Source organism: Mycoplana azooxidifex (genome assembly GCF_014196765.1).
In the GTDB taxonomy this organism is placed as follows: domain Bacteria; phylum Pseudomonadota; class Alphaproteobacteria; order Rhizobiales; family Rhizobiaceae; genus Mycoplana; species Mycoplana azooxidifex.
Map to the genome: position 1 here is coordinate 78,836 of NZ_JACIEE010000009.1, position 20,171 is coordinate 99,006.

Genomic DNA, 20,171 nt, shown 5'->3' on the forward strand with positions numbered 1-20,171 from the left:
CAATGGCGAAGGGCGATATTCAGGCCTCGGGCGATGCGGCCGGACTGGCGGCGCTGATTGCGCGCGCCGCAGCCGACAAAGGCGACCAAAACCGTGGCCTGCCACCCGTGGAGAAGTGGAATCCTCCCGATTGCGGCGACATCGACATGGAGATCAGGGCCGACGGCACCTGGTTCTACATGGGCACGCCGATCGGCAGGGCGCCGCTGGTGCGGCTGTTTTCCACGGTGTTGCGGCGCGAGGAGGACGGCAGGACCTGTCTTGTAACACCTGTGGAAAAGGTCGGCATCCGCGTCGTCGACGCGCCGTTCGTCGCCGTCGAGATGGAAGCGGTGGGGCAAGGAGAGACTCAGGTGCTGACGTTTCGCACCAATGTCGGCGACGTGGTGGAGGCCGGCGGCGACCATCCCCTGCGCTTCGTCGTCCACGGCGATAACAAAGAATTGAAGCCCTACCTGCATGTCCGCGGCCGTCTGGAGGCGCTTGTTGCGCGGCCGGTCATGTACGACATCGTCGCGCTCGGCGAGACGATCGCGGTCGAGGGAACGGAGATGTTCGCCGTCCGCTCGGGCGGCGTCGTGTTTCCGATCATGCCGGCGGCAGAGCTGGAAGCGCTATTGCTATGAGCTCTCCCCTCTACAGTGCGACCGAGTTCCGCCGCCGCGCCATCGCGCAGTCGCAGACGATCACCGCCGACAGCTGGCGCGAGAGCGGCGACGCCAGGATGAACCCGGCGACCGTCGCGCATGTGCAGGAGATGAAGCTGAAGGATGCGGCGGTGCTGGTCGCAGCCGTGGACGAGGGCGACGATGCGCGCCTGATCTTCACGCAGCGCACCGCGACCCTGCGCAAGCATTCCGGCCAGATCGCCTTTCCGGGCGGCGCGGTGGACGAGGACGACGATGATGTCGAGTCCGCCGCCGCGCGAGAGGCGGAAGAGGAGATCGGGCTCGACCGCCGGCTGATCGAGTCGGTCGGGCGCCTGCCGGACTACATGGCGCTCTCCGGCTTCCGCATCACCCCGGTGCTGGCGGTGGTGCAGCCGGGATTCTCGCTGACGCTCAACCCGGTCGAGGTCGACGACGTGTTCGAGGTGCCGCTGTCGTTTTTGATGGATCCCGCCAACCACGAAACGGGAAGCGGCGTCTGGCTCGGCGGCGAGCGTCACTACTATCGCATGCCCTATGAGGGGCGGAACATCTGGGGCATCACCGCGGGCATTGTCCGGGTGATCTATGAAAGGCTCTACGCATGACGTCGCTTTCGGATCAGGACTGGTTCAGGCAACCGGCGTTGCGGCGTGTGCTCGACCTGCTCAATGCGGACGGCGGCGAGGCCCGCATCGCCGGAGGTGCTGTGCGCAACGCGCTGATGGGCGTGCCGGCCGGGGACGTGGACATCGCCACCACGCTCGTGCCGCAGGAGGTGGTCGCGCGTGCGAAGGCCGCCGGGATCAAGGCGGTGCCGACCGGCATCGACCATGGAACCGTGACGCTGGTCGCAAGCGGAACGCCGTTCGAGGTGACGACGCTGCGCCGGGACGTCGAGACGGATGGCCGCCGGGCGCAGGTGGCGTTCGGAACGGACTGGCAGGAGGATGCCGAACGGCGCGACCTCACGATCAACGCGCTCTATGCGACCGCGGACGGGGAGGTCATCGACCTGGTGGGCGGACTGCCCGATATCGAGACGAAGACCGTGCGCTTCATCGGCGATGCTGGCCAGAGGATCGCCGAAGATCACCTGCGGATCCTGCGCTTCTTCCGCTTCTTCGCCTATTATGGCGACGGCCGGCCTGACGCGGATGGCCTGCGGGCCTGCGCGCGGGCAAAGGACAGGCTCGCATCCCTTTCGGCCGAGCGCGTCTGGTCTGAGACCAAGAAGCTTCTCTCCGCGCCCGACCCGTTCCGCGCGCTGCTCTGGATGCGGCAGTCCGGCGTGCTTTCCGCCATCCTGCCCGAAACCGAGAAGTGGGGCATCGACACCATTCCGGCGCTGATTGCGACGGAGCAGGCCCTGAAATGGGATCCGGACCCGCTGCTGCGGCTTTCGGCGATGGTGCCGCCGGATGGCGAACGGCTCGCCGCCCTGTCGGAGCGGCTGAGGCTGTCGCGCGCTGAAGGCGCCACTCTCGCCGCCTGGGCCGCGGCGCCGGAGATCCCGAAGACGTTCGCCGATACGGCCTTCGATCGCATGCTGTATCGGGATGGTCGCGAGGGTCTGACGACGCGTCTGAAGCTGGCACTCGCCGTGGCGCGGTCGAAGGCGGAGGGGGGCGATCCGGAGGCGATGGCGGAAAGTGCTCGCGTCCAGCGCCTGCTGGAACGCGCCGGCCGCTGGACGCGTCCCGCGTTCCCGCTTTCCGGTGCCGACGTGCTCGCCGCCGGCATCGCGGCCGGCCCGGCCGTCGGCAAGGTGCTGGAGGCGCTGGAGACGGAATGGGTGGAGGGGAATTTCAACCTCGACCGCGCAGCGCTGATGACACGTCTGCAGACGCTGGCGAAGGATGCCTGACGGTAAGATCCGCCAGCAGGAACGTGGCGGACAAATGGGACCGGACAACGGACCCTGACATGGAGCCGGACTGGAAACGCCGCGCAAGCCCGTTGCGCGGCGCCGATCCGGTCAGGTCGTCAGGAAAGGCGATAGCCGGTCAGGCGCTTACCTTCTCGTCGACGATCCGTGACTTGATGTTCTCGACCATGTTCTCGCGAATGACGGTTTCGCCATGGGCGGTGCGCAGGTGCTCGACCGCGCGGCGGACGACTTCGGCATCGTTGTCGGCGCGCGTATGCCACTCGCATCCGGGCACGAGCGTTCCACATTCAAACAGTCTCATGGCATATCTCCCTATGTTTGTGCTTGGCAGTTTCTTGATCCTTCGTCCCGCCGGCCCGAGGCCGGATCAGAACGTGACTAGGATGCAACGCAGAGCGGAAGGCGTGGTTCCGCTCCTCAGGCGAAGGTCAGCGCCTTGCCCATGCGTCGAAGCAGGCCGACGACCGGTGGTCCTGGTCCTTGGTGGCTCCGGGGGGTGATTTTCCAGATTGCTGACCTGCCGGTTGTTGTCCGGCCAGTTGCTGGCGGGCCTGCTGCAGATAGTATTCCCGCGGCAGGCTGGTGCCGCTTGCGATGCGGATGTTTTCAGCGATGCGGTCGATGAGTTCGGCAGTCCCGAGCGCTTGCTCCTCGCCCCTCGGCATGCCGGCAGCCGTGTTCGTCATGATAACCCTCCTCCGATGGAACCATGCAGGACAATCGTATCATAACAAAGACTAGTCCAGTAAGCGCCGGGGAAGCTTGATCCAACGCAAATACGCGTGAACGGAAAGTGTCCGGGCCAGTCAGAGCCAGTCAGAGCCAGTCAGGGGGCCGGTCAGGGCCAGCGCACCACCGGGGGCATGGAGGAGAGGATGGATTCCACGTTGCCGCCGGTCTTCAGCCCGAAGATCGTGCCACGGTCGTAGAGCAGGTTGAATTCCACGTAGCGGCCCCTGCGCACGAGTTGCTCGTCGCGGTCCTCTTCGGTCCAGCCGCTGTTGAAATTCGAGCGGACGATCTTCGGATAGACGAGGCCGAAGGCGCGTCCGACGTCCTGGGTGAAGGCGAAATCGGCATCCCAGCCGCCGGCTTCCTTCGGGGAGTGCAGCCAGTCGTAGAAGATGCCGCCGACGCCGCGCGGCTCGCCCCGGTGCTTGAGGAAGAAGTATTCGTCGCACCAGGCCTTGAACTTCGGGTAGTCGGCGACCGGATGCCGCTTGCAGGTGATCTCCATGGCGCGGTGGAACAGCACCGTGTCGGGATCGGCCTGGACGCGCCTGCGGCCGAGCATCGGGGTCAGGTCGGCGCCGCCGCCGAACCAGTGGCTGGTGGTGACGACCATGCGTGTGTTCATGTGCACGGTCGGCACGTTCGGATTGACGGGGTGGGCGATCAGCGAGATGCCCGACGCCCAGAAGCGCGGATCGTCGTTGGCGCCGGGGATCTGTCCCCGAAATTCCGGCGAGAACTCGCCCTGCACGGTGGACGTGTGGATGCCGACCTTCTCGAAGACGCGGCCGGACATCATCGACATGCGGCCGCCGCCGCCATCGCCTTCCTCGCGCTGCCAGTCGCGGCCGACAAACCGTCCCGGTTCCCGATCGCTGAGCGGACCCTGGAGTTCGTCCTCGAGCGCCTCGAAGGCCGCACAGAGCTGGTCGCGCAAGCTTTCGAACCACGCCCGGGCGCGCGCCTTGCGCTCCGCTATGTCGTCCGGCAGGCCCTTTGGCAGGTCCGGTCGTTCCATCGTCTGTTCCCCAGCGGGGCCGCATTGCGCGGCCGATTCTGCTTCGTGCCTCATTTCCCATTTTTCGTCGCCCTTTGGCAACCTTTGGCCACGACCAACCTGCGCAAGGCGGGACTCGCCAAAGTGGCGCCGGCATCCTATCTTGGTGTCATGAATGTGCTGCCGGAGGCTTTCTGAATGGCGCGTATTCCAGGTCCTCCGCCGCTCGACGGCCTGAAGCGGCGGATCGAACAGAGCAGGCTGTCGCGCAACGCGCAGCAAAAAGGCCATTTTGTCCGCGAGACCTACCAGCTCGAGCGCAATGCCGCGCGCCTGAAGGCGCGGGAATGGTTCGAGACCTGGCCGAAGGCCGCCTACTGGACCGAAGTGGAAAGCTGGCGGCCGCTGGAAGGCGACCGGATCGAATTCACCATGCGCCGGCTGCCCAGCGCGGACTGACGGTCCTGCCCCTTGGACGCCCCGCCGGGACGCCGTCGTTCGTTTTTTCCACAGGTTGTAGCGCGACAGACACATCGGTGACTGCATGCATGCGGTAGGAGAATGCTCCACCGGATTTCTCCCTCATGTTCCGCGCCGTCGCGATCCTTTCCGTCACGCAGATTGTCGCCTGGGCCACCATGTTCATGGCGGTCTCGGTGCTCGGCGATGCGATCGCCGCCGATCTCGGCCTGAATTCGACCGAAGTGTTCCTCGGCCCTTCCGCGATGCTGGTCGCCATGGCCCTGGCGTCGCCGGCGACGGCCTGGCTCTATCGGCGCCATGACCCGCGCGTGGTCCTGATTTCGGGAAGCCTTGCCGCCATTCCGGGCTTCTGCCTCCTCGCCGTCGCGCAGGACCCTGCGGTCTACTATGCCGGCTGGGTGGTGTTGGGGATTGCAGGCGCTGGCGCGCTGACGAACGCGGCGCATGTCTACCTGTCGCAGGCCTTCGCCGCCGCAGCCCGCCGGGCGATCGGGGCGCAGATGCTCGCCATGGCGCTGGCGCCGACCGTCTCCTGGCCGATGACCGCGTTCCTGCAGCACGCATTCGGGTGGCGGGCGACGTTCGCCCTCTTCGCAGCCGCCATGCTGCTCGTCGTCGTCCCGCTGACCTTCTTCGGGCTGCCGCCGGTGCGGCCGGCCGCACTAAAGCAAGGCGTCGATGCCGGCCGGCGCGGCGCGAACGGCAGCCGATACTGGCTGGTCATGGGCCTGCTCGTCGGGGCGATTGCGCTGAACGGCTTCGTCACCTGGGGCTTCCAGCTCGTCGTCATCGCGCTGTTTCGCGATCTTTCCGTGCCTTCTGCACTCGCGGTCGGCTTCGCGTCCGCCATCGGCGTGGTGCAGTTGTCGGCGCGGCTGCTCGATTTCCTCGGCGGAAACCGCTGGGACGGGCTGACGACCGGGCTCGTCGCGGCCGGCCTGATGCCGGTGTCGCTGATCGTCCTGATCGCCGGCTCCGGTGCCCAGTGGTCGATCGTCGCGTTTCTCGTTCTCTACGGCCTTTCCAGCGGCGCCATGGCGGTCAGCCGGGCGACGATGCCGCTCGTCTTCTTCGAAGGCGCCGACTATGCCACGGCGATCGCGCGGGCGGGCCTGCCGCTCAACCTTGCCTTTGCCGCCGCACCGCCCCTCTTCAGCTACGCGATCGACGGCTTCGGCAGCCGGACGGCGCTGATGGCCGCGTTTGCGCTCTCGATCGGCACGCTTGCGTGCCTGGCAGCGCTGAACGGGATTCGCCCGAAGGCCGGCCAAGGATTGCATTGACCCCGGACTTCGCGGCCCTTAGATTGCGGCCATCTGAAATAGCTGAAAGGTGCCGGTTCGATCAATGCGTCCGGCGAACACCGCTTGTTCGAACTTGCGATTGCATTTCTTCTTATCGTCATCAACGGTCTCTTTGCCCTTTCCGAACTCTCCATCGTCTCGTCGCGAAGGGTTCGGCTGAAAACAATGGCCGCCCAGGGGCGGCGCGGCGCCGAGGCCGCCATCCGGCTGGCCGACAATCCCGGCAGGTTCCTTTCCACGGTGCAGATCGGCATCACGCTGGTGGGCATTCTCGCCGGTGCGGTGTCGGGTGCGGCACTCGGCGCGCGGCTCGGCCAGATCCTGCTCGATTCCGAGGTCCCTGCGTGGCTTGCTGGCCCGCTCGGCTACGGCATCGTCATCACGCTGATCACCTATCTGTCGGTCGTGGTCGGCGAACTCGTTCCCAAACAGATCGCGCTGCGCAATCCGGAGCGCTTCGCCTGCATGGTGGCGCCCTCCATGGCGATGCTGTCCAAGGTCGGCGGCCCGTTCGTCTGGCTGCTCGACGGCTCCACGCGGTTGATCTTCCGCACCCTCGGCCTGCACGAGGCGCCCGAAAGCGTCGTCACCGACGAGGAGATCAAGGCGGTGATGGCCGAGGCCGAGGCCGCGGGTGTCATCGAGAGCGGCGAGCAGAGCATGATTGCCGGCGTGATGCGCTTCTCCGACCGCGAGGCGCGCGGGCTGATGACGCCGCGCAAGGACGTGGACTGGATCGACCTTTCCGACGATCCAGCCGAACTCCGTCAGCAGATCTTCACCAGCCAGCACTCGCGCCTGCCGGTCAGCGAGAACGGCATCGAATCGATCATGGGCATCCTGCAGATACGCGAGCTTCTGCCGGCCGTCGCTTCCGGCGCGCCGTTCGACATCCGCAGCTATATCCGCCAGGCGCCGGTCATCCCGGACGGCATGGACGCGATGCGCGTGCTGGAGGCGCTGCGCTCGTCCGACGTGCCGATGCTGCTCGTGCACGACGAGTACGGCCACTTCGAGGGCGTCTTGACGCCGGCCGACGTGCTGGAGGCGATCGCGGGCGTGTTCCGCTCCGACATCGGCGAGGGCGAGGACGACGACTATGCCGTCCAGCGCGCCGATGGTTCGTGGCTGATATCCGGCTCCATGCCGATCGACGAACTGGCCGACCGCTTCGGCCTGTCCCTGCCGGAGAGCCGCAACTACCAGACCGTCGCCGGCCTGATCATCGACGTGCTGCAGCACCTGCCCGTGACCGGCGAGATCGCCCAGACGCAAGGCTGGCAGTTCGAGATCGTCGACATGGACGGCAGGCGGATCGACAAGCTGCTGGCCAGCAGGCTTCCCTGACGAAAACGAGCGATCTCCCAGGATGACGGTTGCCCGCACCGAGATGGTGCGGGCGGTGCGGGCTTGCGGCGCTCAGGGTTCGATGAGCCTCGCCCCGCTCCCGTCCCGGCCGAGCGCGTCATAGGGGTTGCGCAGGGGACACTCCTGCATCGACAGGCAGCCGCAGCCGATGCAGCCCTCCAACTGGTCGCGAAGGGCGGTCAGCCTCGTGATGCGTTCGTCGAGTGCCTTGCGCCAGCGCAGCGAAAGCGCGTGCCAGTCGTCTGCCGCCAGCGGCCGGTCGTGCGGGAGGGTCGACAGTGCATCGGCAATTTCCGAAAGCGGAATCCCCGTTTTCTGGGCGATCTTGATCACGGCCACCCGGCGCAGGATGGAGCGCGGGTAGCGGCGCTGGTTGCCGCGGTTGCGGTTGCTGCGGATCAGCCCCTTGGTCTCGTAGAAATGCAGCGTCGACACGGCGATGCCGCTGCGGGCAGCGACCTCGCCGACGCTCAGCTCGAAGGGAATCTTTTGTTCGGGTGTTCGCATGGGGTGCTGTTGACCTCAACTATGGTTGAGGTTTTATAGCATCGACTCCGTTGCAATGAAAACCGGAGTCACAGCATGAACGAGAGTATCCGCGTCACGATGATCTATGGCAGCGCCCGCGAGGGGCGCTTCTGCGATACGGTGGCAGACTGGCTCAAGGCGGAACTGCGCGATGTCGGCGGCTGCGAACTGTCGATCCTCGATCCCGCAGAGCTGACCTTTTCCGCCAGCGGGCCGGATGAGTTCTCGGCAGCAATCATCGAGACGAAGCTGGAGGCGGCGGATGCCTTCCTGATCGTCGTGCCGGAATACAATCACGGCTATCCGGCCGTGCTGAAGGCGCTGATCGACAGCGCCTACAGGCCCTGGCACGCCAAGCCCGTTGCCTTCGTTTCCTATGGCGGCGTTTCCGGCGGCCTGCGCGCCGTCGAGCAGTTGCGGCAGGTATTTGCCGAACTGCACGCCGTCTCCATCCGCGACACGGTGAGCCTGGCGCACGCCTGGTCGCAATTCGATTCGCAGGGCAATCCCTTCCGGCCGGCGCAGATGCGGGGGCCGCTGATTGTCATGATGCGGCGGCTGTTCTGGTGGGCGAGGGCGCTTCGAAACGCGCGCGAGGAGACCGTCTATGACAGTGCGGCCGCTTGAGGGCCGGGGAGAGGGCCGCGGTTCAGGCGAAACCCGTCTGGCGCAACGCCTCGCCGGCGATCATCGCGGCAGACATGGCGACGTTGATCGAACGCTGGCCTTCGACCATCGGGACGAGGATACGGGCGTCCGCCCGCTCGTGCACGTGATCGGGCACGCCCGCACTCTCGCGGCCGAAGAGGAGGACGTCGTCCGGCCGGTAGCGCAGATCGACATAGCGCGTCGCAGCCTTCGTCGAGGCGAGGACGAGCCTGCGGCCGGAGGCCTGGCGCCATTCTTCGAAGCGTTCCCAGGTGACATGGCGGGTCAGCGCGACGGCGGCGAGATAGTCCATGCCGGCGCGCTTCAGGCTGCGGTCGGATATGTCGAAGCCGGCCGGCTCGATGACGTCGACGCCGAGGCCGAGACAGGCGGCAAGGCGCAGGATCGTTCCGGTGTTGCCGGCGATGTCGGGCTGGTAGAGGGCAATGCGAAGGTCGGACATGCCCTGCCATAGCGCAAACCGGAGCCTTGCCAAAGGGCCTCTTCGCAGGCCAGGGCGGCGGCTTGTGCCGATCCGGCAACAGACGAACGGCGGATGATGGCGGATCCGGCGGAAAGCGCTGGCAAAACGACGCAATTCAGGGTAACAAACGTCATCTCTCAACGCGAGAACAGGGAGGCAGCCGGATGGACACAGCTTATCGACCACGCCTCCTTGACGGTATTTTTCCCCGTCTCGCCTAGGCGCTCGACGCTTTTTCCCAACTTTGCATTTTCAATCGACCGCATCCGGCCCAGTTCGCCGCCTTGCGGTCTCCCGGCCCGAAGTGCCTGCCTGCCCATGGCGCAGGCCGCTTCCCAGAGGGTCCGGGTCATTTTTCGGAGAGTGAACCACCATGTTCGGCTGGTTTGAAAGCAGACTGAATCCCTATCCCTCCGCGGAGCCGAAGCTTCCGCCGGCGGGTCTTTTCGCCTTTTGCTGGCACTACACGAGGCCGGCGGCGCCGTGGCTCTTCACCATGGCGATCCTGACGGCGCTGATCGCCATCGGCGAAGTGATGCTGTTCCAGTTCCTCGGCAACATCGTCGACTGGCTGTCGAATGCCGACCGCGCCGGCTTCCTCGAGACGGAGGGAACGCGGCTCTTCTGGATGGGCGCGATCGTGCTGGTCGGCCTGCCTGCGGTGGTGGCGCTGGATTCGCTGATCATGCACCAGGTGCTGCTCGGCAACTATCCGATGATCGCGCGCTGGCAGATGCATCGCTATCTGCTGCGCCAGAGCATGACCTTCTTCGCCAACGAGTTTGCCGGCCGGGTGTCCACCAAGGTCATGCAGACGTCGCTCGCCGTGCGCGAGACGGTGATGAAGATCCTCGACGTGTTCGTCTATGTCGTCACCTACTTCGTCACCATGATCGCGGTGGTGGCGAATGCGGACCTCCGGCTCGTACTGCCCCTGCTCGTCTGGATGAGCATCTATGTGGCGATCGTCTGGTACTTCGTGCCGAAGCTGCGCAAGATCTCCGCCGAGCAGGCGGATGCCCGCTCGTCGATGACCGGGCGGATCGTCGACAGCTACACCAACATCGCGACGGTGAAGCTGTTCTCGCATGCCGGCCGCGAGGAGGACTATGCCCGCAACGGCATGGACGAATTCCTGCAGACCGTGCACCGGCAGATGCGCAAGGTGACGATGTTCCACATCCTCGTCTACCTGAACAATTGCGTGGCGCTGTTTGCGATCGCTTCGCTATCGATCGGCTTCTGGCTGAACGGGGCGATCTCGGTCGGCGCGATCGCGATCGCGATCGGGCTTGCCATGCGCATCAACGGCATGTCGCAGTGGATCATGTGGGAAGTCTCCGCGCTGTTCGAGAACATCGGCACCGTCTATGACGGCATGGGGATGATGACGAGGGCGCATGACATCACCGACCATCCGCAGGCGGAAGCCCTGTCGGCGAAGAAGGGGGCGATCGACTTCGAGGGCGTCGGCTTCCACTACGGCAAGAGCAAGGGCGTGATCGGCGACCTGACGCTGTCAATCAGGGCGGGCGAGAAGATCGGCCTCGTCGGCCGTTCGGGTGCGGGCAAGACGACGATGATGAACCTGCTGCTGCGGTTCTACGACCTGGAGAAGGGGCGCATCACCATCGATGGCCAGGACATCGCCAATGTCACGCAGGACAGCCTGCGCAGCAAGATCGGTGTCGTCACGCAGGACACCTCGCTGCTGCACCGCTCGATCCGAGACAACATCGCCTACGGCCGGCCCGAGGCGAGCGATGCCGAGATCGTCGAGGCGGCCAGGCGCGCCAATGCCTGGAGCTTCATCGAGGACCTGGTCGACCTGCACGGCCGCAAGGGCCTGGATGCCCAGGTCGGCGAGCGCGGGGTCAAGCTCTCCGGCGGCCAGCGCCAGCGCATCGCGATCGCCCGTGTGTTCCTCAAGGACGCGCCGATCCTGATCCTCGACGAGGCGACCTCGGCGTTGGACTCCGAAGTCGAGGCGGCGATCCAGGAGAACCTGTTTTCGCTGATGGAGGGCAAGACGGTGATCGCGATCGCCCACCGGCTGTCGACGCTGACGGAGATGGACCGGCTCGTCGTGCTCGACAAGGGGCACATCCACGAGATGGGCACGCATGCCGAGCTCGTCGCCCGCGGCGGCATCTATGCCGACCTCTGGACCCGCCAGTCCGGCGGCTTCATCGCCGACGACGAGAAGAGCGAGGCGGCGGCGGAGTAGCGTCTTTGCCGCTGGCGGTAGCGAACCGAACGCGGTGCGTCTGCCAGGCGCGCCGCGTGAGCACCAGTTACACCGCGCCGGCCTTTTCTGGCCTACTTGGGTGCGTACGCCGCCTGCCGGGGCTTCTCGTTCGCCTGCCCAAAACCCGCCGTCATGCCGGCCCCCGAGCCGGCATCCAGTTCGCGCAAGTCCTTGCGCGCAAAGGTGCTTCTCTCGCGCCGCGGACGCGGCGCTGCTGGACACCGGATCGGGTCCGGTGTGACGGTGAGAGGGTGTGGCGGCACTTCCCATGCGCAAACGGCACCTGTCCCGACACCTCCGTCGTGCCCGCTGAGGCACAGAAGTCGTCCTTCCAGGCCGTCCTTGCTTGCCGAAGTTTAATTTGCCGCGTCGCGGAATCGGCCTATATCTTCGACCATGGTCCTGCGCGCGCTCTTCTCCTATTTCGAAAACTGGATCAGGCCGTTCGCGCGGACCGAGGACCTGCGTCCGCCCTCCGGCCTGATCGGCTTCACCGCGTTCTACGTGCGCCAGGCGCCGGGGCCGTTCGTCGCCATGCTGATCCTCGGCGGGCTGACAGCCGCAATCGAGGCTGCGACCTTCTGGTTCGTCGGGCGGATCGTCGATATCCTCGCAGGCGTGAAGCCGGAGGACGGCTGGGCCGGCCTGATCGCCGGGCACGGCTACGAACTGCTGGCGATGCTGGCGCTGATCGGCGTTGTCCGCTTCGCCGTCACGTTCCTGACGGCGCTGTTCGACCAGCAGGTGATCACCCAGGGCTTCTACAACATGGTGCGCTGGCAGTCCTATGCGCATGTCGCCCGCCAGTCGCTCTCCTTCTTCCAGAACGACTTTTCCGGACGGATCGTCACCAAGGTCTGGTCGGCCGGGCAGGCGACCGGGGACGTCATCACCTCGTTCATGGAAAGCGTCTGGTTCGTGACGATCTACGCAGCCTCGACGCTGGTGCTGATCGGTGGGCTGGACCTGAGGCTGGCTGCGATCATCTGCGTGTGGATCGGCGTCTTTGCGCTGCTGGCACGCTTCTTCGTGCCACGTATCCGCCACCACTCGAGGGATTCGGCCGAGGCCGCCTCGATGCTGAACGGGCGCATGGTCGACGCCTATTCCAATATCCAGACGCTCAAACTGTTCGGCCGCGACGACGTCAACGACCGCTACATGCTGCAGGGCTTCGAAACCTACCAGGAGACGATCCGGCGCTTCGCCCGGTTTCTCACCGGAGTGCGCGCCTCGATGGCGCTTTTGTCCGGCATCATGATCGTTTCGATGGGCGTGCTCTGCATCCATCTCTGGCTCGCCTCGTCGATCACGTCCGGCGCCGTTGCCTTCACGATGGCGCTGGTGCTGCGGCTCAACTTCCTGCTCAACCGCCTGATGACGCAGCTGAACAACATCATGCGCAACATCGGCACGATCCAGAACTCGTCCGAACTGATCTCGCAGCCGATCGGCCTCGTCGACCGGCCGGATGCCAGGCCGCTGGTGGTGAGCCGGCCGGAAATCCGCTTCGAGAACATCCGCTTCCACTATGGTCGCGAAAGCGGCGTGATCGAGGACCTGTCGCTGACCATCCGGCCGGGGGAGAAGGTCGGCATCGTCGGCCGTTCGGGCGCCGGCAAGTCGACGCTGGTCAACCTGCTCCTGCGCTTCTACGAGCTCGAGGGCGGACGCATCCTCGTCGCCGGCCAGGATATCGCGGCGGTGACGCAGGAGAGCCTGCGCGCCAACATCGGCATGGTGAGCCAGGATACCGCGCTGCTCCATCGCTCGATCCGCGACAACATCCTGTTCGGCAAGGCGGATGCCAGCGAGGCGGAGATGATCGACGCCGCCGCCAAGGCGGAAGCCAACGAATTCATCCTGCGGCTGGAGGACCAGCGCGGACGCCGGGGCTACGACGCCCATGTCGGCGAGCGCGGGGTGAAGCTTTCCGGCGGCCAGCGCCAGCGGATCGCGATCGCACGCGTCATGCTGAAGGATGCGCCGATCCTCGTCCTCGACGAGGCGACGTCGGCGCTCGATTCGGAAGTCGAGGCGGCGATCCAGTCCAACCTGGACCGGCTGATGCACGGCAAGACCGTGCTGGCGATCGCCCACCGGCTCTCCACAATCGCCGCCCTCGACCGCCTGGTGGTGATGGACCGCGGCCATATCGTCGAGCAGGGATCGCATGCCGAACTCGTCGCCAGGGGCGGCATCTATGCCGAGCTGTGGGCGCGCCAGTCCGGCGGCTTCCTCGCCCAGGATGCTGCCGCGGAGTAGAGCTATCGGTCTGACTGCAGAAACTGTTCCGCTGCCGATCGCAGCAAGTCCAGTTCGCCGCAAGAGTGGATGTTCCAGAGCACTTCGGTATCGATCTACTGGTAGGCATGCCGCAGGTGATTGCCGATGTCGGCAATTCGGCGCCAGGGAATATCGGGAAATGCGTCCTTCAGATCAGGCGGAACATGGCGTGACGCCTCGCTCAGGATCTCCAGGAACCGTTCATAGGCAGCGCGCAGGTACCGATCGCCATTCAAATCCTCGAGCGTTTTTTCCGCAAGCATCCGTTCGATCTGTTCGATCGCGTCCAGCATATCGCGAAGCCGGCGTTCCGTCCGGTCAGCCATCAGAAGATCTCGACGATATCGGCCTGAATGGTCTTGCGGAAGTCCTCGTCGAGGCTGCGACGCAAGACGGCGTTCGACGTGAGGCCGGTGGCGTCGGCGACGATGTGCTCCACCCCGACGAGGTTCAGGAGCGAGAAGGGGCTGCCCGGCGTGACGTCGATCAGAATGTCAATATCGCTTTCCCGCCGGTTATCCCCGCGCGCGCGCGAGCCGAACAGGGCCAGGTGCGCCACGCCTTCTGCTTCCAGGTTCGGCTTGATCTGCTCGATCAGCTTTATGATCTCTTTCCTGTCCATTGATACAGCGTAGCCGATGAGGCGCGGCGTTACCATGGGGCCGTCACCTGCCAGCCAGCTTGCCCACATCCCGGTCCATGTCCGGCTTGGGCCCAATGCGTCAATGAAAACACACGTCTGGCTTTTCCCGCGACATTGTGCCCACCACCACCTGCCAAGGCTGGACATATTTCGCGATCAAGCATAGAACGCGCCCGATTGGCGGGGAATCTATGGCCGTATTGTGTCCGGATTCTCGGGTGCAGAGAGGCAGTTGCGGTTCGCCGCGGAGTTGCTGGAGAGGATGGTCAGGTCGTGAGCGAACACGAAACTACAGGCGGTACCGCGGGCGAGCCCTCGCGTCGCGATTTTCTTTACCTTACGACCGGAATGGCCGGCGTCGTCGGCGCTACGGCCTTTGCCTGGCCGTTCATCGACCAGATGCGCCCGTCCGCCTCGACGCTCGCGCTCGCCTCGATCGAAGTCGACGTCTCGAGCCTGACGCCCGGCATGTCGCTGACGGCGAAATGGCGCGGCAAACCGATCTTCATCCGCAACCGCACCGACAAGGAAGTCGAGGAAGCGAAGTCCGTTCCGATGGCAGAGCTGAAGGATCCGGTCGCGCGCAACGCGAACGTTCCCGCCGATGCCGAGGCAAGCGACCTCGACCGTTCGGCCGGCGAGGGCAAGGAAAACTGGATCGTCATGATCGGCTCGTGCACCCATCTCGGCTGCGTGCCGCTCGGCCAGGCCGGCGACTTCGGCGGGTGGTTCTGTCCCTGCCATGGCTCGCACTACGACACTGCGGGCCGCATCCGAAAAGGTCCGGCGCCGGAGAACCTCCACGTGCCGACCTATTCATTCGTATCAGACACCGTTATCCGGATCGGTTGAGGGGAACACCGAATATGAGTGCTGAGCATTCCACGTACCAGCCGAGCACCGGCATCGAGAAATGGGTCGATTCGCGCCTGCCTTTGCCGCGCATGATCCATGACAGCTTCGTCTCCTATCCCGTTCCGCGTAACCTGAACTACGCCTACACGTTTGGCGCCATGCTTTCGGTCATGCTGATCGCGCAGATCCTGACGGGCGTCGTGCTGGCCATGCACTATGCCGCCGACACGGCGGTCGCCTTCAATTCGGTCGAAAAGATCATGCGCGACGTCAATCACGGCTGGCTGCTGCGCTACATGCATGCCAACGGCGCATCCTTCTTCTTCATCGCCGTCTATCTCCATATCGCCCGCGGCCTCTACTACGGCTCCTACAAGGCGCCGCGCGAGATCCTGTGGATCCTCGGCGTCGTCATCTACCTGCTGATGATGGCGACCGGCTTCATGGGCTATGTGCTTCCCTGGGGGCAGATGTCCTTCTGGGGTGCGACCGTCATCACCGGCTTCTTCTCGGCCTTCCCGCTGGTTGGCGAGTGGATCCAGCAGTTCCTGCTTGGCGGCTTCGCCGTCGACCAGCCGACGCTGAACCGCTTCTTCTCGCTGCACTACCTGCTGCCGTTCATGATCGCCGGCGTCGTCGTCCTGCACGTCTGGGCGCTGCATGTGACCGGCCAGACCAACCCGACCGGCGTCGAGGTGAAGTCCAAGACCGACACCGTCGCGTTCACGCCCTATGCAACGCTGAAGGACGCGCTCGGCGTCTCGATCTTCCTGATCGTCTTCGCCTGGTTCATCTTCTACATGCCGAACTACCTCGGCCATCCGGACAACTACATCCCGGCCGATCCGCTGAAGACGCCCGCCCACATCGTTCCGGAATGGTACTACCTGCCGTTCTACGCGATGCTGCGCGCCATCACCTTCAACGTCGGCCCGATCGACTCGAAGCTCGGCGGCGTTCTGGTGATGTTCGGTTCGATCATCATCCTGTTCTTCCTGCCCTGGCTCGACACCTCGAAGGTCCGCTCGGCCGTGTACCGTCCCTGGTACAAGCTGTTCTTCTGGCTGTTCGTCGCCAACGCCATCATGCTCGGCTGGCTCGGCGCCATGCCGGCAGAAGGCATCTACATCGTCCTTTCGCAGCTCGGCACGCTCTACTACTTCGGTTTCTTCCTCGTCATCATGCCGGTCCTCGGCCTGATCGAGACCCCGAAGCGCATTCCGAACTCCATCACGGAAGCGGTTCTGGAAAAGAAGAACGCCACCGCAACGCTGGCCAAGGCCTGATCGCGACGCGACGAAAGGAACCGAAAAAATGAAAAAGCTTGTTGCAAGCATTCTGTCGCTCGCAGTCGTTGCCGGCCTTGGTGTCTCGATTGCGACCGCACAGGAGGAGCACGCTGCCGGCGGTGCGGAAGCCGAGCACGCGACCCAGCACTTCCCGATCAACCACCCGCGCGAGCAGGAGTGGTCGTTCGCCGGCCCGTTCGGCACGTACGACCGGGGCCAGCTCCAGCGCGGCCTGAAGGTCTACACCGAGGTCTGTGCCGCCTGTCACTCGATGAACCTCGTCGCCTTTCGCACGCTCGGCGACCTCGGTTATTCCCCGGAGCAGGTGAAGGCCTTCGCGGCCAACTACGAGGTGGAGGACGGCCCCAACCCGGATGGCGAGATGTTCACACGCCGGGCGATCCCGACCGACTATTTCCCGTCGCCATTCCCCAACCATGAAGCGGCTGCGGCAGCCAACAACGGCGCGGCCCCGCCGGACTTCTCGCTGATCGCCAAGGCGCGCGGCATCACCCGCGGCTTCCCGCAGTTCGTCATCGACATCTTCACGCAGTATCAGGAAGGCGGGCCGGACTACATCTACTCGCTTCTGACCGGCTACCAGGATCCGCCGGCCGGCGTCGAAGTGGCCGAGGGTACGCACTACAACCCATACTTCGCCAACGCTTCGGCACTCGCCATGGCGATGCCGATCTCGGACGACCAGGTCACCTATGACGACGGTTCGCCGCAGACGGTCGACCAATATGCGCATGACGTCTCGGCCTTCCTGATGTGGGCGGCCGAACCGCACCTCGAGGCGCGCAAGCGCACGGGCTTCATGGTCATGGTTTTCCTGGTGATCTTCACCGGCCTGATCTACCTGACCAAGAAATCGGTCTACGCCAGCAAGGAACACTGAGCGGCTATTATGAGTAATCTAAGAAGGCGGCCTCGGGCCGCCTTTTTTATTGCGCGACAATTTGGCCTTGCATTGGACGGCCGTTGGCCTTCTTTTCTATCCCGATCTGCATACGGAACCCCCTCATGACCACGCTCCAGGACGAACTGATCGCTTCCATCCGCAACATTCCGGATTATCCGAAGCCGGGCATCATGTTCCGCGACATCACCACGCTGCTGGGCAACCCGCGGGCGTTCCGGCGGGCGGTCGACGAGCTCGTCCATCCCTATGCCGGCACGGGGATCGCCCATGTCGTGGGGATCGAGGCGCGGGGCTTTATCCTCGGCGGCGCCATGGCGCACCAGCTGTCCAGCGGCTTCATCCCGATCCGCAAGAAGGGCAAGCTGCCGCGCGAGACCGTTCGCATCGCCTACAGCCTGGAATACGGCGTCGACGAGATGGAGGTGCACAAGGACGCGCTCAGGCCCGGCGAAAAGGTGATTCTGGTCGACGACCTGATCGCGACCGGGGGCACGGCCGTCGCCGCCGTGAAGCTGCTGCGCCAGCTTGGAGCCGATATCGTCGCCGCCTGCTTCGTCATCGACCTGCCGGAACTCGGCGGAAGGGCGAAGCTGGAGGAACTGGACGTCGAGGTGCGCACGCTGGTGGCCTACGAGGGCCACTGAACCCGCGTTACCGGGAGAGGCGCCCGGCGAGGGGTCGAGGCGCCTTCAAAAGCTCAGGCGAATTCCATGACCTTGCTTTCGAAGCGGATCACCGGCTCGCCATTCTGGTTGATGCCCTCGCACAGGATTGTGTCGATCAGCCGGCCGGGGCGAGACCCCTGCTCGCGCGAATCGAGCAGCGTCGCGGAATAGGTGATCACGTCGCCGGCGAAAACCGGCCTGAACCAGCGCAGGTCGCGGAAGCCGGGCGAGGGGCCGAGTTCGGGCGGAACCTTGCCCTCTTTCCTCAGCCGTAGGCACTCTGCGGCCCAGAAGGCGAGGAAGGTCTTCATCCAGGCCGCGCAGGTATGCCAGCCCGAGGCGCAGAGGCCGCCGAACAGCGAATGCCTGGCCGCTTCCGGATCGACATGGAATGGCTGCGGATCGAACTGGCGCGCATAGCGGACGATATCGTCTGCCGTGAAGAGGTGCGATCCGAGGACGATTTTCTGTTCGATCGGATAGAGTTCAGCCATGCGCATCGGCGGATGCCTCCCCTGCCTTGACGCGGATCATGTTGGCGTAGTCACAGACAGCGACCGTCTCGCCGCGCTGGTTGGTGACTTCCGCGACGAAGCGTACGATGCCGATCTCGGGTCGGGAGCGTGATGTGCGCGCCTCGGTGACGCGGCAATGGCCGGAGAGCGTGTCGCCGGCAAGGACCGGCCGCTTCCACTCCATGCTCTGGACGCCGGGAGAGCCTTCGCCGGCGGTTCTGTCGATGTAGCTCTCGCACAGCATCCGCATCATGACGGCGCTGGTGTGCCAGCCGGAGGCGGCGAGCCCGCCGAGCACGCCAGCCTTGCCGGCCGCCTCGTCGATATGCATTGGCTGCGGGTCGAACTCGGTCGCAAAGGCCACGATCTCTTCGGCTGTCATCGTCCGGCTCGGAAAATCGAACCGCCGGCCGACCGGAAAATCTTCGAAACAGAGCAAGAGCGAACCTCCTTTGGCGGACAGATGCGGCTGGCATTGCATAGCAGAAAACTATACCACCGGTCTTGCAATCAAAGAGCGCATCGCGCTGGAATCGGGACGGAAGAGACGTGACGACGGAACTCGAAGAGACGCTCAGGCAGGCGGCCAGGCAGGGCATTGTCGGGGACGGCCAGGTCGCGGAGCTTGCAGCCTTCCTCGCGGCACACGGCAGCTACGTTCCCGCAGCGGCAGCGGCCGCGTCCGAAGAGGTAGCCGACCCGCCGCGCGACATTACAGATACGGAAGCGCCGCGCTTCGTTCGCGGCTTCCACGACGTGCTGATCACCATCGGCATTGTCGTGGCGCTCGTCGGCCTGTCGGGGCTTGCGAGCGTGCTGGCGCTTCTCCCGGCCGTCATCCTGCTGAGCGAAGTGCTGGTGCGCCGGCAGCGGCTGGCGCTACCGGCCGTCGCGCTGACGATCGCCTTCGTGCAAGGGGCCGGCTACCTGATCGGGACTGTGATCGGGCCGATCGCGGCGGGCTGGGACGCCATCACCTATGCATGCGCGTTCCTGGCGAGCTATCCCGTCCTGCTCGGCCTCTATTACTGGCGCTATCGGGTGCCGCTTTCGCTGGCCCTGACGCTGATTTCGGCGTTTGCGCTCGCGGTCCTGCTGGTCCTTGTCCTGCTCGGCCGGATCGCCGGCACCGATCAGTTCGTCGCCGAGCATAGCCTGGCTTCGGCGCTGGTCTTCCTTCTGGCCGTGCTCGGCCTGTTCGCGGCGGCCATGCGCTACGACCTGTCGGACCCGCAGCGGCAGACGCGCCGCTCCGATATCGCCTTCTGGCTGCATCTCGGCGCGGCCCCCTTCCTGCTTTATGCGCTGCTCGCCTTTGTCTTTCTCGATCGTTTTTCGGGGCAATGGCCGGGCGGGGAGGCGACTTACGTCCAGGCGGCGGTTGTCATCGCCATCGTCTCGGGCTTCATGCTCGTGGGGCTCGTGATCGACCGGCGCGCCTTCGTGACGTCGGGCCTGCTGTCGCTCGGCGTTGCGATCTGGACGCTGCTTCGCCAGAATGCCTTCGAGGCGACGAGCTATGTCTATGTGACCATCCTGGCGGTGGGCATCGTCGTGCTCGGCGTGGGCATCTTCTGGCCGGCGCTGCGACGCTTCGTGATGGGCTTCATGCCGGAAGACATCGCCTCGAGGCTGCACGCGGTCCACTGACCGCGTGCGCAAG

At 65.1% G+C, this 20,171-nt stretch carries 23 protein-coding genes; 14 read left to right on the forward strand and 9 right to left on the reverse strand.

Annotated elements, in window-relative coordinates; all coding sequences use genetic code 11:
* Nucleotides 1–2: 2 nt before the first annotated feature.
* Genes GGQ64_RS20695 through GGQ64_RS20705 form a run of 3 tightly spaced genes read left to right on the forward strand, consistent with a single transcriptional unit; the run spans nucleotide 3 to nucleotide 2,514 of the window.
* Complete coding sequence (locus GGQ64_RS20695) at nucleotides 3–626, forward strand: DUF1285 domain-containing protein (protein WP_183807237.1); 624 nt, start codon at nucleotides 3–5, stop codon at nucleotides 624–626.
* Nucleotides 623–1,255: an NUDIX hydrolase gene (locus GGQ64_RS20700; protein ID WP_183807238.1), complete on the forward strand. Its 633-nt coding sequence runs from the start codon at nucleotides 623–625 to the stop codon at nucleotides 1,253–1,255. Before GGQ64_RS20695 ends, GGQ64_RS20700 begins: the two co-directional genes overlap by 4 nt.
* On the forward strand, nucleotides 1,252–2,514 hold the full coding sequence (locus GGQ64_RS20705) for a CCA tRNA nucleotidyltransferase (protein ID WP_183807239.1): 1,263 nt from the start codon (nucleotides 1,252–1,254) through the stop codon (nucleotides 2,512–2,514). The genes GGQ64_RS20700 and GGQ64_RS20705 overlap by 4 nt, the downstream gene beginning before the upstream one ends.
* A gap of 139 nt (nucleotides 2,515–2,653) precedes the next feature.
* Here GGQ64_RS20705 and GGQ64_RS20710 read toward each other — a convergent pair whose 3' ends face one another.
* The 3 genes from GGQ64_RS20710 to hemF form a co-directional block, all read right to left on the reverse strand.
* A complete protein-coding gene (locus tag GGQ64_RS20710; protein WP_183807240.1) occupies nucleotides 2,654–2,839 on the reverse strand; it encodes a DUF1059 domain-containing protein in 186 nt (61 codons plus the stop codon).
* 127 nt (nucleotides 2,840–2,966) lie between these two features.
* Complete coding sequence (locus GGQ64_RS20715) at nucleotides 2,967–3,224, reverse strand: hypothetical protein (protein WP_183807241.1); 258 nt, start codon at nucleotides 3,222–3,224, stop codon at nucleotides 2,967–2,969.
* A 152-nt stretch (nucleotides 3,225–3,376) separates the two neighbouring features.
* Nucleotides 3,377–4,288, reverse strand: a complete 912-nt coding sequence (gene hemF / locus GGQ64_RS20720; protein ID WP_183807242.1) for an oxygen-dependent coproporphyrinogen oxidase — start codon at nucleotides 4,286–4,288, stop codon at nucleotides 3,377–3,379.
* Nucleotides 4,289–4,465: 177 nt separating this feature from the next.
* On the opposite strand from hemF, the gene GGQ64_RS20725 reads away from it, so the two are divergent.
* From GGQ64_RS20725 to GGQ64_RS20735, 3 genes are all read left to right on the forward strand, one after another.
* Nucleotides 4,466–4,726: a hypothetical protein gene (locus GGQ64_RS20725; protein ID WP_183807243.1), complete on the forward strand. Its 261-nt coding sequence runs from the start codon at nucleotides 4,466–4,468 to the stop codon at nucleotides 4,724–4,726.
* 125 nt (nucleotides 4,727–4,851) lie between these two features.
* On the forward strand, nucleotides 4,852–6,033 hold the full coding sequence (locus GGQ64_RS20730; RefSeq protein WP_183807244.1) for an MFS transporter: 1,182 nt from the start codon (nucleotides 4,852–4,854) through the stop codon (nucleotides 6,031–6,033).
* An 84-nt stretch (nucleotides 6,034–6,117) separates the two neighbouring features.
* Nucleotides 6,118–7,401 carry a hemolysin family protein gene (locus GGQ64_RS20735; protein ID WP_183807245.1) on the forward strand — a complete coding sequence of 428 codons (1,284 nt, stop codon included), beginning with the start codon at nucleotides 6,118–6,120 and terminating at the stop codon, nucleotides 7,399–7,401.
* A gap of 72 nt (nucleotides 7,402–7,473) precedes the next feature.
* Here GGQ64_RS20735 and soxR read toward each other — a convergent pair whose 3' ends face one another.
* Nucleotides 7,474–7,929 (reverse strand): redox-sensitive transcriptional activator SoxR, encoded by a 456-nt coding sequence (soxR, locus tag GGQ64_RS20740; RefSeq protein ID WP_183807246.1) that lies wholly within the window; start codon nucleotides 7,927–7,929, stop codon nucleotides 7,474–7,476.
* A gap of 75 nt (nucleotides 7,930–8,004) precedes the next feature.
* Here soxR and GGQ64_RS20745 point away from each other — a divergent pair, with 75 nt between their 5' ends.
* The gene (locus GGQ64_RS20745; protein ID WP_183807247.1) at nucleotides 8,005–8,577 is read left to right on the forward strand and encodes an NADPH-dependent FMN reductase; all 573 of its coding nucleotides are present in this window, start codon (nucleotides 8,005–8,007) and stop codon (nucleotides 8,575–8,577) included.
* A 22-nt stretch (nucleotides 8,578–8,599) separates the two neighbouring features.
* Here GGQ64_RS20745 and GGQ64_RS20750 read toward each other — a convergent pair whose 3' ends face one another.
* Nucleotides 8,600–9,061: a tRNA (cytidine(34)-2'-O)-methyltransferase gene (locus tag GGQ64_RS20750; protein ID WP_183807248.1), complete on the reverse strand. Its 462-nt coding sequence runs from the start codon at nucleotides 9,059–9,061 to the stop codon at nucleotides 8,600–8,602.
* Between the two features lie 394 nt (nucleotides 9,062–9,455).
* Here GGQ64_RS20750 and GGQ64_RS20755 point away from each other — a divergent pair, with 394 nt between their 5' ends.
* Together GGQ64_RS20755 and GGQ64_RS20760 are read left to right on the forward strand one after the other, a co-directional pair.
* A complete protein-coding gene (locus tag GGQ64_RS20755; RefSeq protein WP_183807249.1) occupies nucleotides 9,456–11,309 on the forward strand; it encodes an ABC transporter ATP-binding protein in 1,854 nt (617 codons plus the stop codon).
* Nucleotides 11,310–11,726: 417 nt separating this feature from the next.
* Nucleotides 11,727–13,595 (forward strand): ABC transporter ATP-binding protein, encoded by a 1,869-nt coding sequence (locus tag GGQ64_RS20760; RefSeq protein ID WP_183807250.1) that lies wholly within the window; start codon nucleotides 11,727–11,729, stop codon nucleotides 13,593–13,595.
* Nucleotides 13,596–13,690: 95 nt separating this feature from the next.
* On the opposite strand, the gene GGQ64_RS20765 is transcribed toward GGQ64_RS20760, so the two are convergent.
* Together GGQ64_RS20765 and GGQ64_RS20770 are read right to left on the reverse strand one after the other, a co-directional pair.
* On the reverse strand, nucleotides 13,691–13,909 hold the full coding sequence (locus tag GGQ64_RS20765) for a HepT-like ribonuclease domain-containing protein (RefSeq protein WP_246422818.1): 219 nt from the start codon (nucleotides 13,907–13,909) through the stop codon (nucleotides 13,691–13,693).
* A gap of 32 nt (nucleotides 13,910–13,941) precedes the next feature.
* Nucleotides 13,942–14,307, reverse strand: a complete 366-nt coding sequence (locus GGQ64_RS20770; protein ID WP_246422819.1) for a nucleotidyltransferase family protein — start codon at nucleotides 14,305–14,307, stop codon at nucleotides 13,942–13,944.
* A 225-nt stretch (nucleotides 14,308–14,532) separates the two neighbouring features.
* On the opposite strand from GGQ64_RS20770, the gene petA reads away from it, so the two are divergent.
* From petA to GGQ64_RS20790, 4 genes are all read left to right on the forward strand, one after another.
* Nucleotides 14,533–15,111 (forward strand): ubiquinol-cytochrome c reductase iron-sulfur subunit, encoded by a 579-nt coding sequence (petA, locus tag GGQ64_RS20775; protein WP_183807252.1) that lies wholly within the window; start codon nucleotides 14,533–14,535, stop codon nucleotides 15,109–15,111.
* A 14-nt stretch (nucleotides 15,112–15,125) separates the two neighbouring features.
* Nucleotides 15,126–16,400, forward strand: coding sequence for a cytochrome b (locus GGQ64_RS20780; protein WP_183807253.1), 1,275 nt, complete (start codon nucleotides 15,126–15,128; stop codon nucleotides 16,398–16,400).
* A gap of 28 nt (nucleotides 16,401–16,428) precedes the next feature.
* On the forward strand, nucleotides 16,429–17,304 hold the full coding sequence (locus GGQ64_RS20785) for a cytochrome c1 (protein ID WP_183807254.1): 876 nt from the start codon (nucleotides 16,429–16,431) through the stop codon (nucleotides 17,302–17,304).
* Nucleotides 17,305–17,429: 125 nt separating this feature from the next.
* Nucleotides 17,430–17,972 carry an adenine phosphoribosyltransferase gene (locus tag GGQ64_RS20790; RefSeq protein WP_183807255.1) on the forward strand — a complete coding sequence of 181 codons (543 nt, stop codon included), beginning with the start codon at nucleotides 17,430–17,432 and terminating at the stop codon, nucleotides 17,970–17,972.
* A 53-nt stretch (nucleotides 17,973–18,025) separates the two neighbouring features.
* On the opposite strand, the gene GGQ64_RS20795 is transcribed toward GGQ64_RS20790, so the two are convergent.
* Together GGQ64_RS20795 and GGQ64_RS20800 are read right to left on the reverse strand one after the other, a co-directional pair.
* The gene (locus GGQ64_RS20795) at nucleotides 18,026–18,493 is read right to left on the reverse strand and encodes a MaoC family dehydratase (protein ID WP_183807256.1); all 468 of its coding nucleotides are present in this window, start codon (nucleotides 18,491–18,493) and stop codon (nucleotides 18,026–18,028) included.
* Nucleotides 18,480–18,947, reverse strand: a complete 468-nt coding sequence (locus GGQ64_RS20800) for a MaoC family dehydratase (protein WP_246422820.1) — start codon at nucleotides 18,945–18,947, stop codon at nucleotides 18,480–18,482. Before GGQ64_RS20800 ends, GGQ64_RS20795 begins: the two co-directional genes overlap by 14 nt.
* Nucleotides 18,948–19,057: 110 nt before the next feature.
* Here GGQ64_RS20800 and GGQ64_RS20805 point away from each other — a divergent pair, with 110 nt between their 5' ends.
* The gene (locus tag GGQ64_RS20805; RefSeq protein WP_183807258.1) at nucleotides 19,058–20,158 is read left to right on the forward strand and encodes a hypothetical protein; all 1,101 of its coding nucleotides are present in this window, start codon (nucleotides 19,058–19,060) and stop codon (nucleotides 20,156–20,158) included.
* Nucleotides 20,159–20,171: the final 13 nt, after the last annotated feature.

What these genes read in the sequence shown, in the direction of transcription:
- GGQ64_RS20695 (WP_183807237.1), top strand. Translation starts at nt 3, where the DNA reads ATGGCGAAGGGCGATATTCAGGCCTCGGGCGATGCGGCCGGACTGGCG.
- GGQ64_RS20700 (WP_183807238.1), top strand. Translation starts at nt 623, where the DNA reads ATGAGCTCTCCCCTCTACAGTGCGACCGAGTTCCGCCGCCGCGCCATC.
- GGQ64_RS20705 (WP_183807239.1), top strand. Translation starts at nt 1,252, where the DNA reads ATGACGTCGCTTTCGGATCAGGACTGGTTCAGGCAACCGGCGTTGCGG.
- GGQ64_RS20710 (WP_183807240.1), bottom strand. Translation starts at nt 2,839, where the DNA reads ATGAGACTGTTTGAATGTGGAACGCTCGTGCCCGGATGCGAGTGGCAT.
- GGQ64_RS20715 (WP_183807241.1), bottom strand. Translation starts at nt 3,224, where the DNA reads ATGACGAACACGGCTGCCGGCATGCCGAGGGGCGAGGAGCAAGCGCTC.
- hemF (WP_183807242.1), bottom strand. Translation starts at nt 4,288, where the DNA reads ATGGAACGACCGGACCTGCCAAAGGGCCTGCCGGACGACATAGCGGAG.
- GGQ64_RS20725 (WP_183807243.1), top strand. Translation starts at nt 4,466, where the DNA reads ATGGCGCGTATTCCAGGTCCTCCGCCGCTCGACGGCCTGAAGCGGCGG.
- GGQ64_RS20730 (WP_183807244.1), top strand. Translation starts at nt 4,852, where the DNA reads ATGTTCCGCGCCGTCGCGATCCTTTCCGTCACGCAGATTGTCGCCTGG.
- soxR (WP_183807246.1), bottom strand. Translation starts at nt 7,929, where the DNA reads ATGCGAACACCCGAACAAAAGATTCCCTTCGAGCTGAGCGTCGGCGAG.
- GGQ64_RS20745 (WP_183807247.1), top strand. Translation starts at nt 8,005, where the DNA reads ATGAACGAGAGTATCCGCGTCACGATGATCTATGGCAGCGCCCGCGAG.
- GGQ64_RS20750 (WP_183807248.1), bottom strand. Translation starts at nt 9,061, where the DNA reads ATGTCCGACCTTCGCATTGCCCTCTACCAGCCCGACATCGCCGGCAAC.
- GGQ64_RS20755 (WP_183807249.1), top strand. Translation starts at nt 9,456, where the DNA reads ATGTTCGGCTGGTTTGAAAGCAGACTGAATCCCTATCCCTCCGCGGAG.
- GGQ64_RS20760 (WP_183807250.1), top strand. Translation starts at nt 11,727, where the DNA reads ATGGTCCTGCGCGCGCTCTTCTCCTATTTCGAAAACTGGATCAGGCCG.
- GGQ64_RS20765 (WP_246422818.1), bottom strand. Translation starts at nt 13,909, where the DNA reads ATGCTGGACGCGATCGAACAGATCGAACGGATGCTTGCGGAAAAAACG.
- GGQ64_RS20770 (WP_246422819.1), bottom strand. Translation starts at nt 14,307, where the DNA reads ATGTGGGCAAGCTGGCTGGCAGGTGACGGCCCCATGGTAACGCCGCGC.
- GGQ64_RS20780 (WP_183807253.1), top strand. Translation starts at nt 15,126, where the DNA reads ATGAGTGCTGAGCATTCCACGTACCAGCCGAGCACCGGCATCGAGAAA.
- GGQ64_RS20785 (WP_183807254.1), top strand. Translation starts at nt 16,429, where the DNA reads ATGAAAAAGCTTGTTGCAAGCATTCTGTCGCTCGCAGTCGTTGCCGGC.
- GGQ64_RS20790 (WP_183807255.1), top strand. Translation starts at nt 17,430, where the DNA reads ATGACCACGCTCCAGGACGAACTGATCGCTTCCATCCGCAACATTCCG.
- GGQ64_RS20795 (WP_183807256.1), bottom strand. Translation starts at nt 18,493, where the DNA reads ATGCGCATGGCTGAACTCTATCCGATCGAACAGAAAATCGTCCTCGGA.